Source organism: Streptomyces sp. AK08-02 (assembly GCF_033795085.1).
Classification (GTDB): Bacteria; Actinomycetota; Actinomycetes; order Streptomycetales; family Streptomycetaceae; genus Streptomyces; species Streptomyces echiniscabiei.
On the sequence record NZ_JARAZV010000012.1, the window covers coordinates 317227 to 333937 of the forward strand.

General features: G+C 69.6%; 13 protein-coding genes. 8 read left to right on the forward strand and 5 right to left on the reverse strand.

The genetic code is table 11. The annotated features are described in order from the left end of the window. Positions 1-100: 100 nt before the first annotated feature. Positions 101-820, forward strand: a complete 720-nt coding sequence (locus tag PV734_RS26120; RefSeq protein WP_319095186.1) for a GH12 family glycosyl hydrolase domain-containing protein — start codon at positions 101-103, stop codon at positions 818-820. Positions 821-885: 65 nt separating this feature from the next. Here PV734_RS26120 and PV734_RS26125 read toward each other — a convergent pair whose 3' ends face one another. The 3 genes from PV734_RS26125 to PV734_RS26135 form a co-directional block, all read right to left on the reverse strand. Then, on the reverse strand, positions 886-2073 hold the full coding sequence (locus PV734_RS26125; protein ID WP_319095187.1) for a sulfotransferase: 1188 nt from the start codon (positions 2071-2073) through the stop codon (positions 886-888). Positions 2074-2232: 159 nt separating this feature from the next. After that, entirely contained in the window at positions 2233-4284 is a 2052-nt protein-coding gene (locus PV734_RS26130) for a glycoside hydrolase family 31 protein (protein ID WP_319095188.1), read from the reverse strand. A gap of 266 nt (positions 4285-4550) precedes the next feature. After that, positions 4551-5564 carry a LacI family DNA-binding transcriptional regulator gene (locus PV734_RS26135; RefSeq protein ID WP_319095189.1) on the reverse strand — a complete coding sequence of 338 codons (1014 nt, stop codon included), beginning with the start codon at positions 5562-5564 and terminating at the stop codon, positions 4551-4553. 397 nt (positions 5565-5961) lie between these two features. On the opposite strand from PV734_RS26135, the gene PV734_RS26140 reads away from it, so the two are divergent. Further along, positions 5962-7932 carry an acyl-CoA dehydrogenase family protein gene (locus PV734_RS26140; RefSeq protein WP_319292172.1) on the forward strand — a complete coding sequence of 657 codons (1971 nt, stop codon included), beginning with the start codon at positions 5962-5964 and terminating at the stop codon, positions 7930-7932. A 109-nt stretch (positions 7933-8041) separates the two neighbouring features. On the opposite strand, the gene PV734_RS26145 is transcribed toward PV734_RS26140, so the two are convergent. Next, positions 8042-8494, reverse strand: a complete 453-nt coding sequence (locus PV734_RS26145; RefSeq protein ID WP_319095191.1) for a lamin tail domain-containing protein — start codon at positions 8492-8494, stop codon at positions 8042-8044. A gap of 154 nt (positions 8495-8648) precedes the next feature. On the opposite strand from PV734_RS26145, the gene dxr reads away from it, so the two are divergent. The 6 genes from dxr (at position 8649) to PV734_RS26175 (ending at position 16247) form a co-directional block, all read left to right on the forward strand. Next, a complete protein-coding gene (dxr, locus tag PV734_RS26150) occupies positions 8649-9920 on the forward strand; it encodes a 1-deoxy-D-xylulose-5-phosphate reductoisomerase (RefSeq protein ID WP_319095193.1) in 1272 nt (423 codons plus the stop codon). An 8-nt stretch (positions 9921-9928) separates the two neighbouring features. Further along, positions 9929-11221: a site-2 protease family protein gene (locus PV734_RS26155; protein ID WP_319095243.1), complete on the forward strand. Its 1293-nt coding sequence runs from the start codon at positions 9929-9931 to the stop codon at positions 11219-11221. A 226-nt stretch (positions 11222-11447) separates the two neighbouring features. Next, complete coding sequence (gene ispG / locus PV734_RS26160) at positions 11448-12605, forward strand: flavodoxin-dependent (E)-4-hydroxy-3-methylbut-2-enyl-diphosphate synthase (RefSeq protein ID WP_319095194.1); 1158 nt, start codon at positions 11448-11450, stop codon at positions 12603-12605. Positions 12606-12906: 301 nt separating this feature from the next. Further along, on the forward strand, positions 12907-13761 hold the full coding sequence (locus tag PV734_RS26165; RefSeq protein WP_319095195.1) for a GNAT family N-acetyltransferase: 855 nt from the start codon (positions 12907-12909) through the stop codon (positions 13759-13761). Positions 13762-13870: 109 nt separating this feature from the next. Next, entirely contained in the window at positions 13871-14446 is a 576-nt protein-coding gene (locus PV734_RS26170; protein WP_319095197.1) for a GNAT family N-acetyltransferase, read from the forward strand. A gap of 94 nt (positions 14447-14540) precedes the next feature. After that, a complete protein-coding gene (locus PV734_RS26175) occupies positions 14541-16247 on the forward strand; it encodes a proline--tRNA ligase (protein ID WP_319095198.1) in 1707 nt (568 codons plus the stop codon). Between the two features lie 106 nt (positions 16248-16353). Here PV734_RS26175 and PV734_RS26180 read toward each other — a convergent pair whose 3' ends face one another. Further along, positions 16354-16701, reverse strand: a complete 348-nt coding sequence (locus PV734_RS26180) for a hypothetical protein (RefSeq protein WP_319292176.1) — start codon at positions 16699-16701, stop codon at positions 16354-16356. Positions 16702-16711 lie beyond the last annotated feature (10 nt).

A 16711-nucleotide genomic window follows, 5' to 3' on the forward strand; every position in this document is an offset into this window, starting at 1 on the left:
CCCGAGGAACAGCGCGACAGAACAACAGCGCAACACCGCAGCAGAACAACGGCACACAACCCCCACACCGCATTTCCCCCCACCCTTGGAAGGAACCCCCATGGCAACACGCACCCGCATGCTGAGCCGGATCACCAAGGCCATGCTGGCCCCCGCACTCGCGCTCGGCGTCACCGTCGGTCTCGCCTCCGCCCCCGCCTCGGCGGCCGTCTGGAGCTCCTGCGCCCAGTACGGCAACACGAGCCTGAACGGCTACACCCTCTACAACAACATCTGGGGATCCGGCGCCGGCAGCCAGTGCTTCTGGGCCAACTCCGGTACCAACTGGGGCGTCAACGCCAACCACCCCAACACCGGCGGCATCAAGTCCTACCCCAACTCCAAGAAGGTGATCAACAAGTCGATCACCTCGCTCGGTTCGCTCACCAGCAACTACAACGTCACGGTCCCGTCGTCCGGCGCATACAACACGTCGTACGACATCTGGGACACCGACTACGACTACGAGATCATGCTCTGGGTCAACAAGACCGGAGCGGTCGGTCCGCTCGGCTCCTCGCAGGGCAACGTGTCGCTGGGCGGCCACACCTGGACCGTCTACAAGGGCAACAACGGCTCGAACGAGGTCTTCTCGTTCGTCCGCACCTCGAACTCGACGTCCGGCTCGGTCAACATCCTGCCGATCCTCAAGTGGATCAAGGACACCAAGGGCTGGTTCGGCAACGAGACGATCGGTGACGTGCAGTTCGGGTTCGAGATCACCTCGTCCTCCGGCGGCCTGAACTTCACCACCAACAGCCTGACGGTCAGCAGCAGCTGACGCGGCAGGGCCGAAGACAGGAAGAACAGGAAGCCGGCGACAAGGGCCGGGGCCGGCCGCGCCGTTCAGGCGCGGTCGACCTCGGCCCGCAGCGCGTTGTAGTCGGCGAAGGCCGCGTCGACGTCGGCGCCGGTCAGCCCGTACCGGGCCAGGTCGTAGCTGTGGGGGCGGGCGCCCTTGGGGCGGGCGGCGACCGCGGCGAGCCGGGCGGCGTCGGCGTCGGTCCAGCGGGCGCCGACGGCGGCGTAGAGCTTCGGGGCGCCCGTCGCCGGGTTGGAGCCGAGCCAGGAGTACGGCACGTCGACCAGGGACTCGCGCGGGACGGCGGCACGGGCGGCGAGACCTCGGCGCACGGAGTCGCTGAGCAGTTCGAGCCAGGTGGCGCCGAGGCCGGGCAGGTCCAGGGGGCGGAGGGTGATCGCCATGCCGTGCTCGATGAGACTGCAGAACGAGGCCACCACGGCGGCCGGATCACGGTGCGTCCACACGATCGTGGCGTCCGGGAACACCCGGAGCAGGGCGTCCAGGTTGCCGGTGTGCAGAGGGGACTTGAGAACCCAGCGGCGACGCGGCCGACCGTGCTGGAGCACCTGGTAGATCTGCTTGAGATACGCGTAGTCGGGGACGAAGTCCCGTTCCTGCAGGGCCACTTGGTACTCGGGGATACGGGCCTGGGACAACGGCATGATCGTGTGCGGGAGGGCGAAGGTGCACTCGTCCGGGCCCTCGGCGGTCATCGGGTGGATGTCGCGGTAGCGCGGGGCGAACAGGTTGATGCCGCCGACCATCATGCGCGCGGCACGGATCGCCTTCCGCCGCTGCTCGGGGGTGCCGTCGAGATCGGGTGTCAGTAACTCCCACAACCTGGGACATCGGTGCTCGTCCGAGAGGGACAGCACCCCGTGGGTGAGCGTGGTGGCGGTGCGCGGCAGGCCCACCACGAACACCGGTCTGTCGATGGGCTCCTCGGTGATCGCGGGCCGCTCGGCGATCAGCCGCAGGACCCGCGCCCTGTTGGTGAGATGCCTGCGGACGTGCCCCTGCGCGGACATCCAGCCGACCGGGGTGAGGTTCTCGTCCCGGGCCCAGTGGCCCAGCAGGGAACGGAAGCCGGCGACGAAGTCCTCGTCGCCGGGCGCCTGCCCGACGTCGGCGACCAGCCGGTCGAAGGCGTGGCCGGGGGTCCGGCGGGAGCGGTGGGCCGGCCGGAGCAGGAGGTCGGCCAGCTGGAGCGCGAGCGGAGGTGAGGACACGGGTGGGGGGACCCTTCGGCGGGGAGTGGAGTGGAGTTGAACGGAGGGTCCTTACCCAACCAACTACCCTTTCCTGCATCGGAGTTCGCAGGAAACCCAGCATTAACAGGCGGCCGGCCCCCCGCTCGAAGGACCGACCGCCGCCGCGTCGGGGCGCCGCTACTCCGCCACAGGCAGTCGCGCCCCGTCCCGCAGGAACAGCGGGATGCGGTCCAGGGGTGCGTCGACCGTCACAGGCGCACCGCCCTCGTACGTCTCACCGGTCCACGCGTCCGTCCAGGTCGCCCCCGCCGGAAGGTACGCCGTACGGGTCGTCGCACCCGCCGTCAGCACCGGAGCGACCAGCAGATCGGGGCCGAAGAGATAGGCGTCGTCGACGGACCAGGCCGCCGGGTCGTCCGGGAACTCCAGGAACAGCGGGCGCATCACCGGCAGCCCCTCCTCGTGCGCCTCCCGCATGACCCGCAGCACATACGGCTTCAGGCGCTCACGCAGCCGGACGTACCGCTCCAGGATCGGGCCGGCCGTCTCGCCGTACGACCACACCTCGTTGGGTCCGCCGGTCATGTCGGGGCCCAGCGGCATACCCGGGTCGCGGAAGCCGTGCAGCCGCATCAGCGGGGACAGCGCGCCGAACTGGAACCAGCGGACCATCACCTCCTGGTACGCCGGATCGTCCGGGTCCCCTCCGTGGAAGCCGCCGATGTCGGTGTTCCACCAGGGGATGCCGGAGAGGGCGGTGTTGAGACCGGCCGCGATCTGTCGGCGCAGGGTCGGGAAGTCGACCCCGATGTCACCGGACCACAGGGCGGCGCCGTAGCGCTGACTGCCCGCCCACGCCGAGCGGTTGAGGCTGATCACCTCGTCCTCGCCGGACGCGACGAGGCCCTCGTAGAACGTGCGGGCGTTCTCCAGCGGGTACAGGTTGCCGACCTCCAGGCCGGGGCCCGCCCAGTACCGCAGGTTCTCCGGGAAGCCGGGCTTCAGCTCCGGTTCGCAGGCGTCCAGCCAGAAGGCCGTGATGCCGTACGGGGCAAGGTAGTTGTCGCGGACCCTCGACCAGAGGAACTCGCGGGCCTCCGGGTTCGTGGCGTCGTAGAACGCGACCTGGACGGTGGAAGCGACACCCTTGTCCGGCCAGTCGGCGTGCGCCATCGGGCCGTACTGCGTGCCGATGAGGTAACCGCGCTGCTCCATCAGTTGATGGTTCTCGGAGAGCGGCGAAACCGAAGGCCAGACGGACACGACGAGCTTGACGCCCATCTCCGTCAACTCCCGCACCATGGCGGCCGGGTCGGGCCACTCGGCCGGGTCGAACTTCCAGTCGCCCAGGTGTGTCCAGTGGAAGAAGTCGCACACGATGGCCCGCAGCGGCAGCCCGCGCCGCTTGTACTCCCGTGCCACGTCGAGGAGTTCGTCCTGCGTCCGGTAGCGCAGCTTGCACTGCCAGAAGCCCGCCGCCCACTCCGGCAGCATCGGCGTACGTCCCGTCACCGCGCTGTAGCGCCGCTGGGCCTCGGCCGGCTGTCCGGCCGTGATCCAGTAGTCGATCTGCCGGGCCGAATCCGCCACCCAGCGCGTCCCGTTGCCCGCCAGCTCCACCCGCCCGATCGCCGGGCTGTTCCACAACAGGGTGTAACCGCGACTGGAGGTGAGGACCGGCACGGACACCTCGGCGTTGCGCTGCACCAGATCCAGCACGACACCCTTCTGGTCGAACCGGCCGTGCTGGTGCTGGCCGAGCCCGTACAGCTTCTCGTCCTCGTAGGCGGCGAACCGCTGCTCAAGCCGGTGGTAGCCGTTGCCGACAGCCGTGTAGAGACGCGAGCCCGGCCACCAGAAGTGCGCCCGCTCCTCGGCGAGCAGCTCGGCGGCGTCGTCGCTGCGCAGGAAACGGATCAGGCCCTCGGCGCTCACCTCGACGGTCAGCGCGCCGACGGTCAACCGCCCCTGCCCGTCCTCGATCTTGACGGTGTACGGCGTCGACTCCGGCTCGTCCAGAAGGGCGCCCGGCAGCCCTTCCAGGACCGGCCCGCCGAGCCGGGTGCGGACCCGGACGGCGTCCGGACCCCAGGGTTCTATCCGCACGGTCTCCTGACGGCCGCTCCACTCCAGCGCACCGTCCCGCTCACGGAACGTACCGACTGTGGGGGAGGACTGCGCGAGGCTGACCGCGCCTGACGGAGACAGGGTTTCGGCGGGCTGGTTCACGTGGCGGCTCCTGAAGGAAGGAGTGGAGAAAAGGAGTGGGGGAGGGGAATCCGGCACGGCTGCGCCGGACCGGGACAGGCAGCACTCACCAACGCCCGCCGGACGTGCGGGCGTTGGGCATCACGCATGGAGAGTCGGGGGCGGAGTCGGAGTCGGAGTCGGTGAGGCTGGTCGGATCGGTTTGATGGTCGGTTCGGAAGCCAACCGGTGCGGGAGGCGGCAGGTGACACCGGTCCGGCAGGTGACCGGTGCGGGAGACGACCGGCTCAGGAAGTGGCCGGGGCCGGCCCCGTGCTGGCCCGCACCGTCAACTCGGGCGCGATCAGAGCGACTTCGTCACTCCCGTGCCCTTCGAGCTTGGCGATCAGCAGTTCCACGGCGCGGCGCCCCATCTCCTGGGCGGGAATGGCGACGGACGTCAGCCGCACCGAGGCCTGGGTGGCGACCTGGTCCGGACAGACGGCGATGACCGACACGTCCTCCGGCACCGCCCGCCCCTGCTGGCGCAGCAGCGCGAGCAGTGGTTCGACCGCCGACTCGTTCTGCACGACGAAGCCCGTGGTGCCCGGCCGTTCGTCGAAGATCCGGGCCAGCGTCACGGTCATCGCGTCGTACCCGCCCTCGCACGGCCGATGCAGCACCCGCACCCCCAACTCCCGTGCCCGGACCCGCAGTCCGTCGAGCGTGCGCTCGGCGAAACCGGTGTGCCGTTCGTACACTGCGGGCGCCTCGCCGATGACAGCGATGTCGCGGTGCCCGAGCCGTGCGAGGTGCTCGGCGCACAGCGCGCCCGTGGCGCCGAAGTCGAGGTCGACGCAGGTCAGACCCTCGGTGGCGGCCGGCAGTCCGATGAGCACGGACGGCTGGTCCGTCCCGCGCAGCAACGGCAGCCGCTCGTCGTCGAGTTCGACGTCCATCAGGATCATCGCGTCGGCCAGCCCGCTGCCGGTCACCCGGCGCACGGCGTCGGGGCCCTCCTCGCCGGTGAGCAGCAGCACGTCGTACCCGTGGGTGCGGGCGCTGGTCGCCACCGCGATGGCGATCTCCATCATCACCGGCACATACATGTCCGTACGCAACGGGACCATCAGGGCGATGATGTTGGAACGGCTGCTCGCCAGCGCCCGGGCGCCCGCGTTCGGGTGGTAGCCGAGCTGTTGGATGCTCTGCTCCACCCGCTGCCGGGTACCCACGGAGATGGACCGCTTGCCGCTGAGGACATAGCTCACCGTGCTCGCCGAGACTCCGGCGTGCTGGGCGACCTCGGCGAGGGTGACCATCCAGCTCTCCAAGCATTGTGTGAAGCGCTTCGACAGTGCGCATGACGGATATGGGCAACGGATAACAGCGAGTGAGGGGTGGAACGACAGTAACCCCACCACGGGTGGGTGTCCATATGTTGTCGAAGCGCTTCGACAACGATTCGCGGAGCTTTTTCGGCCAGGAGGGCCACTTTCGCACCCGACAGTGGCCGCTGGGGAGTGCCTACGCGAAACGACGTCCCCAGTGCGGCGCGGGCGACAGCCCCTGGAGCCAGAAGAAGGCCGTCGGCTCCGGGTGCGGACCACGGTCGCGCGAGGACTGGTGGGGTCGCCCGTAATCGGGTACCAACGATCGAGTAGCACCGATCAGTAACGTACGGTCCTCAAGATCCCGATTCGCGGCGAGGTGTGCCTCATGTCCGCAAGCCCAGCCAAACCCACCGCCGAACCCGGCGCCGAAGCCACGGCAAAACCCACCGTCACCGAGCGGGAGGCCCGTCAGGTGGCGGAGGCCGCCCGGGAACAGGGCTGGCAGAAGCCCAGCTTCGCCAAGGAACTGTTCCTCGGCCGCTTCCGGCTCGACCTCATCCACCCGCACCCGCTCCCGGCAGCCGAGGACGCGCGGCGCGGTGAGGAGTTCCTCGCCAGGCTGCACGACTTCTGCGAGACGAAGATCGACGCGGCCCGCATCGAGCGCGAGGCCCGGATCCCGGACGAGGTGGTCAACGGGCTGAAGGAGCTCGGCGCCCTCGGTATGAAGATCGACACCAAGTACGGCGGCCTCGGCCTCACCCAGGTGTACTACAACAAGGCGCTCGCCCTGGTCGGCTCGGCGAACCCGGCGCTCGGCGCGCTGCTCTCCGCCCATCAGTCGATCGGCGTACCGCAGCCGCTGAAGCTCTTCGGCACCCAGGAACAGAAGGACGAGTTCCTGCCGCGCTGCGCCCGCACCGACATCTCCGCGTTCCTGCTGACGGAACCGGACGTCGGCTCCGACCCGGCACGGCTCGCCACCAGCGCGGTACCGGACGGCGACGACTACGTCCTCGACGGGGTGAAGCTCTGGACGACCAACGGAGTCGTCGCCGACCTCCTCGTGGTCATGGCTCGGGTGCCGAAGTCCGAGGGCCACAAGGGCGGCATCACCGCGTTCGTCGTCGAGACCGCCTCCGAGGGTGTCACCGTCGAGCACCGCAACGCCTTCATGGGCCTGCGCGGCCTGGAGAACGGCGTCACCCGCCTCCACCGGGTGCGTGTCCCGGCCGCCAACCGCATCGGCCCCGAGGGCGCGGGCCTCAAGATCGCCCTGACGACCCTGAACACGGGCCGGCTTTCGCTGCCCGCGATGTGCGTGGGCGCCGGCAAGTGGTGCCTGAAGATCGCCCGGGAGTGGTCGGGAGTACGGGAGCAGTGGGGCAGGCCGGTCGCGCTGCACGAGGCGGTCGGCGCGAAGATCAGCTTCATCGCGGCCACCACCTTCGCTCTCGAAGCGGTCCTCGACCTCTCCTCCCAGATGGCCGACGAGAACCGCAACGACATCCGCATCGAGGCCGCCCTCGCCAAGCTGTACGGCTCCGAGATGGCCTGGCTGATGGCCGACGAACTCGTCCAGATCCGCGGCGGACGCGGCTTCGAGACCGCCGAGTCGCTCGCCGCGCGGGGTGAACGGGCGGTCCCCGCCGAACAGATACTGCGCGACCTGCGTATCAACCGCATCTTCGAGGGCTCGACGGAGATCATGCACCTGCTGATCGCCCGCGAGGCGGTCGACGCCCATCTGACGGTCGCGGGTGACCTCATCGACCCGGAGAAGTCGCTGCCGGACAAGGCGAGGGCGGGCGCGAACGCCGGGGTCTTCTACGCCAAGTGGCTACCGAAGCTCGTCACGGGCGCGGGTCAACTCCCGGGCTCGTACGCCGAGTTCAAGGGTGAGGGCGTCGACCTCTCGCCGCATCTGCGCTACGTCGAGCGCGGCGCCCGCAAGCTGGCCCGCTCCACCTTCTACGCCATGTCCCGCTGGCAGGGCCGGATGGAGACCAAGCAGGGCTTCCTCGGCCGGATCGTCGACATCGGTGCCGAACTGTTCGCGATGAGCGCGGCCTGCGTACGCGCCGAACTCCTGCGGGCCCAGGGCCGGAACGGCCACGAGGCCTACCAACTGGCGGACGCCTTCTGCCGCCAGGCCCGGGTCCGCGTCGAGGAACTCTTCGGCCGCCTGTGGACCAACACCGACGACATCGACCGCGCGGTGGTCAGAGGCGTCCTCGCCGGCACGTACACCTGGCTGGAGGAGGGTGTCGTGGATCTCTCGGGAGACGGCCCCTGGATCGCGGACGCGACCCCCGGCCCGTCGGACCAGGAGAACCTTCACCGCCCGATCCGCTGACCCGGCGCCCCTGGACGGCTCCCGAAGGGGCAGCCGTCCAGGGGCGCGGGGAACCGCGCGAGAAGCCCCTCCGCCTACCCGCAGGAAAGGAACCGCGCAGCCGGCGGAACTAACACCACTTGTCGCTCGGGTCGCTGGTCGTCCACTTGCAGTCGTCGACCTTCGACCCGTTCGATCTCGTCAGGATCGCAGTGTCGCTGGTGTTGTTCCAGACGTACCAGGAACGCTTCTGGAACTTGGTCGCAGCGGTGTCCGTGCCCTTGCCGGTGCGGATCTTCATGGTCTTGCCCGCGCCGATCCTCAGATTGGCGAAGGTGTACTTGTGATTGGCGACGTCCTTCAGGATCCAGCCCCTGAGCGATATGGACGCCGAACTGGTGTTCTTGATCTCCACCCACTCCCCGTTGAGGGAGCCGTTGGAACCGGTGTCCGAGCCCGGACTGTCGAACCACACGTGCCGGATGACCACACCGCCGGCCGCTTCGGCCGGAGTGCTGAGAACCGCGCCGGTCAGGGCCACGGCGCCCGCGAGCGCGGGCAGGACGGTACGTCGGATGTGCATCGAGATCCCCCCAGGATTTCGTCCACGACTGACCGGTCGTCCACCGGTCAGGGAAGAAGTGTTATCACATGATCTGTATGTGGGTTTCACTTATGGACGCTCACCCGAGGGACGCCCTGTCCTCACTGTCGGTGGCAGCGGCCACAATGGAGGGATGACCGACAGTCCAGCCCCACTCGCAGACCCGCACGTCGTCTTCGACCCCGTCGCCGAAGGCGGTCCGCGGGACGTGGTGATCCTCGGTTCCACCGGGTCGATCGGCACCCAGGCCATCGACCTCGTGCTGCGCAACCCGAACCGCTTCCGGGTCACCGGGCTCTCCGCCGCCGGCGGTCGGGTGGAGCTCCTCGCCGAGCAGGCCCGCCAGCTGCGCGTACGCACGGTCGCGGTGGCCCGCGAGGACGCCGTACCGGCCCTGCGCGAGGCGCTGGGTGCCAGATACGGCGCCGGGGAGCCGCTGCCCGAGATCCTCGCCGGACCGGAGGCGGCCACTCACCTCGCCGCCGACGCCTGCCACACCGTGCTGAACGGCATCACCGGCTCCATCGGCCTCGCCCCCACCCTCGCCGCGCTGAAGGCCGGCCGCACCCTCGCGCTCGCCAACAAGGAGTCGCTCATCGTCGGCGGCCCGCTGGTCAAGGCGCTCGCCCGGCCGGGCCAGATCATCCCGGTCGACTCCGAGCACGCGGCCCTGTTCCAGGCCCTGGCGGCCGGTACCCGTTCCGATGTGCGCAAGCTCGTGGTGACGGCGTCCGGCGGCCCCTTCCGCGGCCGTACGAAGGCACAGCTGGCCGATGTGACGGTCGAGGACGCGCTGGCGCACCCCACCTGGGCGATGGGCCCGGTGATCACGATCAACTCCGCGACGCTCGTCAACAAGGGCCTGGAGGTGATCGAGGCACACCTCCTCTACGACATTCCCTTCGACCGCATTGAGGTGGTCGTGCACCCGCAGTCGTATGTCCACTCGATGGTTGAGTTCACGGACGGATCGACACTGGCCCAGGCCACGCCCCCCGACATGCGGGGCCCCATCGCGATCGGCCTCGGCTGGCCGGAGCGCGTACCGGACGCGGCGCCCGCGTTCGACTGGAGCAAGGCGTCGACGTGGGAGTTCTTCCCGCTCGACACCGACGCCTTCCCCTCGGTCGGCCTCGCCCGGCATGTGGGGCAGCTCGCGGGCACGGCCCCGGCGGTGTTCAATGCGGCCAACGAGGAGTGCGTGGAGGCGTTCCGCGGCGGCGGGCTACCGTTCAACGGAATCATGGAGACCGTGACCCGGGTGGTAGAGGAGCACGGCACCCCTCGTACGGGAACTTCCCTGACCGTCGCGGACGTCCTTGAAGCGGAGTCCTGGGCGCGGGCGAGGGCCCGGGAACTGACACAACAGACGAAGACACAGCAAGCGGCGGAGGCCCGTGCATGACGGCACTGATGATGATCCTCGGCATAGTCGTCTTCGTGATCGGCCTACTGGTGTCGATCGCCTGGCACGAGCTGGGACACCTCTCCACGGCGAAGCTCTTCGGCATCCGCGTACCGCAGTACATGGTCGGCTTCGGCCCCACGATCTGGTCGCGCAAGAAGGGTGAGACCGAGTACGGCTTCAAGGCGATCCCGTTCGGCGGCTACATCCGCATGATCGGGATGTTCCCGCCGGGCCCGGACGGCCGCATCGAGGCCCGCTCGACCTCCCCCTGGCGCGGAATGATCGAGGACGCCCGCGCCCAGTCCTTCGAGGAGTTGCTGCCGGGCGACGAGAAGCGCCTGTTCTACACGCGCAAGCCGTGGAAGCGCGTCATCGTGATGTTCGCGGGTCCGTTCATGAACCTGATCCTCGCGGTGGCCCTGTTCCTGACGGTCCTGATGGGCTTCGGCGTCTCGCAGCAGACCACCACGGTCGCTTCCGTCTCCCAGTGCGTCATCGCCCAGAGCGAGGGCCGCGACAAGTGCCGCAAGACCGACGAGGCCTCCCCGGCCGCGGCGGCCGGCCTCAAGGCGGGCGACAAGATCCTCTCCTTCGGCGGGGTCCAGGTCGACGCCTGGAACAAGCTCTCGGACGAGATCCGCGCCAACCCCGGCAAGGAGGTGGCCATCGTCGTCGACCGCAAGGGCGAGCAGGTCACCCTGCACGCGAAGATCGCCTCGAACCAGGTGGCGAAGAAGGACTCCAGCGGCCAGATCGTCCAGGGCCAGTACGTCACGGCCGGCTTCCTCGGCTTCGGCGCGGCCACCGGCATCGTCCGCCAGGACTTCGGCGACTCGGTGACCTGGATGGGTGACCGGATGGGCGAGGCCGTCGACTCCATCGCGAGCCTGCCCGGCAAGATCCCCGCCCTGTGGAACGCGGCCTTCGACGGTGGCGAACGCGCCGCGGACTCCCCGATGGGCGTCGTCGGCGCGGCCCGCGTGGGCGGTGAGATCTTCACCCTGGACATCCCGCCCACCCAGCAGCTGGCGATGGCGTTGATGCTGGTGGCGGGCTTCAACCTGTCCCTGTTCCTCTTCAACATGCTCCCGCTGCTGCCGCTCGACGGCGGCCATGTCGCGGGCGCCGTGTGGGAGTCGCTGCGACGGAACACGGCGAAGCTGCTCAAGCGCCCGGACCCGGGTCCGTTCGACGTGGCGAAGCTGATGCCGGTCGCCTATGTGGTGGCGGGACTCTTCATCTGCTTCACGCTCCTGGTCCTGGTGGCGGACGTGGTCAACCCGGTGCGCATCTCCTAGCCGCACGGGGTTCACCTCGGCGTCAGTGGCGGCCGGGCACAGTGGGGACAACCTCCTGTGCCCGGCCGTTCCTCACCGAGCGGGTTTGGGCGCGGTGGGGTCCCCCCGCCGAGTGCATTCGAGGCGGGGGAGTGCTCGGGCCTGGGCGCGTGCCGTAATCTCGAAGCCTGGAGCCCGCTGTTTCACGGGACCGGACCTTGAACCACAACTTGGGGTTGCACAGCAGATGACTGCGATTTCTCTCGGCATGCCGACCGTTCCGACCAAGCTCGCCGAACGCCGGAAGAGCCGACAGATCCAGGTCGGTTCGGTGGCCGTGGGCGGAGACGCGCCGGTGTCGGTGCAGTCGATGACGACGACGCGTACGTCGGACATCGGGGCCACACTCCAGCAGATCGCCGAGCTGACGGCGTCCGGCTGCCAGATCGTGCGGGTGGCGTGCCCCACGCAGGACGACGCGGACGCGCTGGCGACCATCGCGCGCAAGTCGCAGATCCCGGTGATCGCCGACATCCACTTCCAGCCGAAGTACGTGTTCGCCGCGATCGAGGCCGGCTGCGCGGCGGTCCGGGTCAACCCGGGCAACATCAAGCAGTTCGACGACCAGGTCAAGGAGATCGCGCGCGCCGCCAAGGACCACGGCACGCCGATCCGCATCGGCGTGAACGCCGGTTCCCTCGACCAGCGGCTCCTGAAGAAGTACGGCAGGGCCACCCCCGAGGCGCTCGTCGAGTCGGCGTTGTGGGAGGCGTCGCTCTTCGAGGAGCACGACTTCCGGGACATCAAGATCTCCGTCAAGCACAACGACCCGGTGATCATGGTCAACGCCTACCGCCAGCTGGCGGCGGCCTGCGACTACCCGCTCCACCTGGGTGTCACCGAGGCCGGTCCCGCCTTCCAGGGCACGATCAAGTCGGCCGTCGCCTTCGGCGCGCTGCTCAGCGAGGGCATCGGCGACACGATCCGCGTCTCGCTGTCGGCGCCGCCGGTCGAGGAGATCAAGGTCGGCAACCAGATCCTGGAGTCCCTCAACCTCCGCCAGCGAGGCCTGGAGATCGTCTCGTGCCCGTCGTGCGGGCGCGCCCAGGTCGACGTCTACAAGCTGGCCGAAGAGGTCACCGCCGGCCTGGAGGGCATGGAGGTCCCGCTGCGCGTCGCGGTCATGGGCTGCGTGGTGAACGGCCCCGGCGAGGCCCGCGAGGCCGACCTCGGCGTCGCCTCCGGCAACGGCAAGGGGCAGATCTTCGTGAAGGGCGAGGTCATCAAGACGGTCCCCGAGTCGAAGATCGTGGAGACCCTGATCGAGGAGGCGCTGAAGATCGCCGAACAGATGGAGGCGGACGGTATCGCCTCCGGTGAGCCGTCGGTGTCCGTGGCGGGCTGATACTCGCCCCCGCCGCCCCTACCCGTCCCATCCTCGGGGGCTGCCGCCCCCGAACCCCTGCCACGGCCCTGAACGGGCCTCGTCCTCAAACGCCGGACGGGCTGAATACCCAGCCCGTCCGGCGTTTGAGGACGAGCGCGTTCAGCGCGAAAGGGGGGGGTCTGGGGGCGCAGCCCCCAGGTGCGGCAACCGGAGTCCACGGTCACCAACTGGCGAACGGTACCCAAACACAGGACGACGCCGCCCAGCTTCCGCAGGTACAGTGCGGGGATCAGCAGACCGCATTGGTGAGGCCCCGTACGTGTTGACGCAGACCACCTCCCGGGTGCTCGACCCGGGCGACCTGGACGCCGCGCTCGCCGTCCTCGGCCGCGAGCCGGTCGCCAACGCCTTCGTGACCTCCCGCGTCCAGGTCGCCGGCCTCGACCCCTGGCGCCTCGGCGGCGAGATGTGGGGCTGGTACGAGGACGGCATGCTCACCAGCCTCTGCTATGCGGGCGCCAACCTCGTCCCGATCTGCGCCACCCCCCGCGCGGTACGCGCCTTCGCCGACCGGGCCAGGCGAGCTGGCCGCCGCTGCTCCTCCATCGTCGGCCCCGCCGAGGCCACCACCCAGCTGTGGCGGCTGCTCGAACCGAGCTGGGGCCCCGCCCGTGAGGTCCGCCGCCACCAGCCCCTCATGGTCACCGACCGGCTGCCGGACCCCTCTCTCGTCGCCCCGGATCCGTACGTCCGCCGCATCCGCAAGGACGAGATGGAGACGATCATGCCGGCGTGCGTGGCGATGTTCACCGAGGAGGTCGGCATCTCGCCACTCGCGGGCGACGGCGGCCTCCTCTACCAGGCCCGGGTCGCCGAACTGGTCGGCTCCGGCCGTTCCTTCGCCCGCCTCGACGAGCACGGCAGGGTCGCCTTCAAGGCCGAGATCGGCGCCGCGACCTCGCAGGCCTGCCAGATCCAGGGCGTGTGGGTGGCCCCCGAATACCGGGGTCACGGCCTCGCGGCCCCCGGCATGGCGGCCGTACTGCGCTACGCCCTCGCGGACGTGGCCCCCGTGGTCAGCCTGTATGTGAACGACTTCAACACCCCCGCCCGCCGGACCTATCTGCGGGTGGGCTTCCAGGAGGTCGGAGCGTTCATGAGTGTCCTGTTCTGAAACGACCGCCGTCGTTCCGACCGCCGTCGTCCGATCCCGGGGGACGAGGCTCGGCCACATCCGCCCCGCTCCCACCGAAGGGCGCCCGCACCCCCTGTAGTCTCCCGACATGCCGCGCTTCCCCGGTCAGGGCCACCGCCACCCCCGCCCCCACGACGTGGTCGTAGGCTCCCTCGACCTGGCCGCCCGGGTCGACGAGGCGCTTGCCGTCCAGGCCGTGGCGTTCGGACTCGGCGCCGACGAGGTCGCCGTACGCAGGCAGATCGTCCTACGGCACCTGAGCTACCCCGGCGCCCGCGCGCTCGGCGCGACCACTCCCGAGGGCCGGCTCGCCGGGTTCGTGTACGGCATGCCGAACGACCGTACGCACTGGTGGTCCACCGTCGTCGAGCCGTATCTGCGCAGGCAGGGCCACGACGCCTGGCTCGACGACTCCTTCGTGATCACCGAACTGCACGTCCACCCGACCTTCCAGAACATCGGCGTCGGCCGTGCCCTCATCACCGCCATCACCGACGGCGCCGCCGAACCCCGCTCGATCCTCTCCGCGATCGACACCGACAGCCCGGCCCGCGGCCTCTACCACTCCCTCGGGTACGAGGACCTGGCCCGCCAGGTCCTCTTCCCCAGCGCCCCGAAGCCGTACGCCGTGATGGGCGCCCCACTGCCGCTGCGCCGCCGCTAGGGCGTCCCCCCCCCGGCGGTTTACCGATTTCCACCGTGCCGCACCCCCCGGCTAACCTCCTGCCATCACCCTTACGCAGCAGGAGTCGAGAATCATGGCCCAGGCCCAGGTCCAGCGCATGTCCCGTTTGATGGTCAAGACACTGCGTGACGACCCGGCCGACGCCGAGGTGCTCAGCCACAAGCTGCTGGTCAGGGCCGGTTATGTACGTCGCACCGCCGCTGGTCTGTGGTCCTGGCTGCCGCTCGGCAAGAAGGTTCTCGCCAACGTGGAGCGGGTCGTCCGCGAGGAGATGGACGCCATCGGCGCCCAGGAGGTCACCCTCCCCGCCCTGCTGCCGAGGGAGCCGTACGAGGCGACCGGCCGCTGGGACGAGTACGGCCCCGAGCTGTTCCGTCTCAACGACCGCAAGGGCGGCGACTACCTCCTCGGCCCGACCCACGAGGAGATCTTCACCCTCCTGGTCAAGGACCAGTGCTCGTCCTACAAAGACCTGCCCGTGATCCTCTACCAGATCCAGAACAAGTACCGCGACGAGGCTCGTCCGCGCGCCGGCATCCTGCGGGGCCGCGAGTTCCTGATGAAGGACTCCTACTCCTTCGACACGGAGGACGAGGGCCTCGCCCAGTCGTACGCCCTGCACCGCGAGGCGTACCAGAAGATCTTCGCGCGCCTCGGCCTCGACTACCGCATCTGCGCCGCCACCGCGGGCGCCATGGGCGGTTCCAAGTCCGAGGAGTTCCTCGCCCCGGCCGCCGCCGGCGAGGACACCTTCGCCGACTGCCCCAACTGCGACTACGCCGCCAACACCGAGGCGATCACGTACGCGCTCCAGCCGGTGGACGGGTCGGCCGTCCCCGCCCTGGAGGAGATCCCCACCCCCGAGACCCCGACCATCGAGACGCTCGCCGCGTACCTGAACGTGGCGGCGTCGGCCACCCTCAAGAACCTCCTGATCAAGGTGGACGGCGAGATCGTCGCGATCGGTGTCCCCGGTGACCGTGAGGTCGACCTGGGCAAGGTCGAGGCGCACTTCGCGCCCGCCGCCGTCGAACTCGTCACCGCCGAGGACTTCACGGGCCGCGACGACCTCGTACGCGGCTACGTCGGCCCGCAGGGCCTGGAGAAGGTCCGATACTTCGCCGACCCGCGCATCGCCCCCGGCACCGCCTGGATCACCGGCGCCAACAAGGACGGTCTGCACGCGAAGAACGTCGTCGCCGGCCGTGACTTCGAGGTCGACGAGTACATCGACTCCGTGGTCGTCCAGGAAGGCGACCCCTGCCCGCTCTGCGGTACCGGCCTCAAGCTGGACCGAGCCATCGAGATCGGCCACATCTTCCAGCTCGGCCGCAAGTACGCCGACGCCCTCAGCCTCGACGTCCTCGGCCGGCAGGGCAAGCCGGTCCGCGTGACCATGGGCTCGTACGGCATCGGTGTCTCCCGCGCGGTCGCGGCCCTCGCCGAGCAGCACGCCGACGAGCAGGGCCTGTGCTGGCCCAAGGAGATCGCCCCGGCCGACGTCCACGTGGTCGCCGCCGGCAAGGCACTCCAGACCGAACTGGCCCTCGACGTCTCCGACAAGCTGGCCGCGGCCGGCGCCCGTGTCCTGGTCGACGACCGCGCCGGCGTCTCCCCGGGCGTCAAGTTCACGGACGCCGAGCTGATCGGCGTACCGAAGATCCTGGTGGCGGGCCGCCGTTCCGCCGAGGGCGTCCTCGAACTGAAGGACCGCCGGACGGGCGAGCGCGAGGAACTGACGGTCGAGGAAGCGATCGCCCGCCTGACCGCCACCGTCTGATGGCGGCCATGATTTAAAGCCGCCTCTCAGAGAGTTCTCGGGAGGCGTATGGGCGCCTCACAGATTTCTCTCAGGCCGGTCCCCGAACGTAGGACGTGACACAGAGTCACGTCCTACGGAGGGGAACGGCCATGACGGTCAGGGAGCGGGAGCGGGGAGCCGCCGCGGCGGTGCGCAGAGGGATGCGGCGGACGGCGGCCGTGGCGGCGGCGGTCTCACTGGCGGCGGCGGCCGGGGTGTTCGCCCTCGTCGGCACGATGGAGTCGGACGCGGCGACGACCGCGAGCAGCCCCTCGGACTCGACCTCCAGTTCGAGTAGTGCGGACAGCGGCACGAGTGCCGATACGAGTACCGGCACCAGCACGGACACAGCGTCCTCGGACTCCAGCGGCCTCCAGTCCTCCTCGGACGGCCTGACCTCCTCCTCGGACTCCGGCGGCTCCGCCGACTCCACCTCGGGGGCG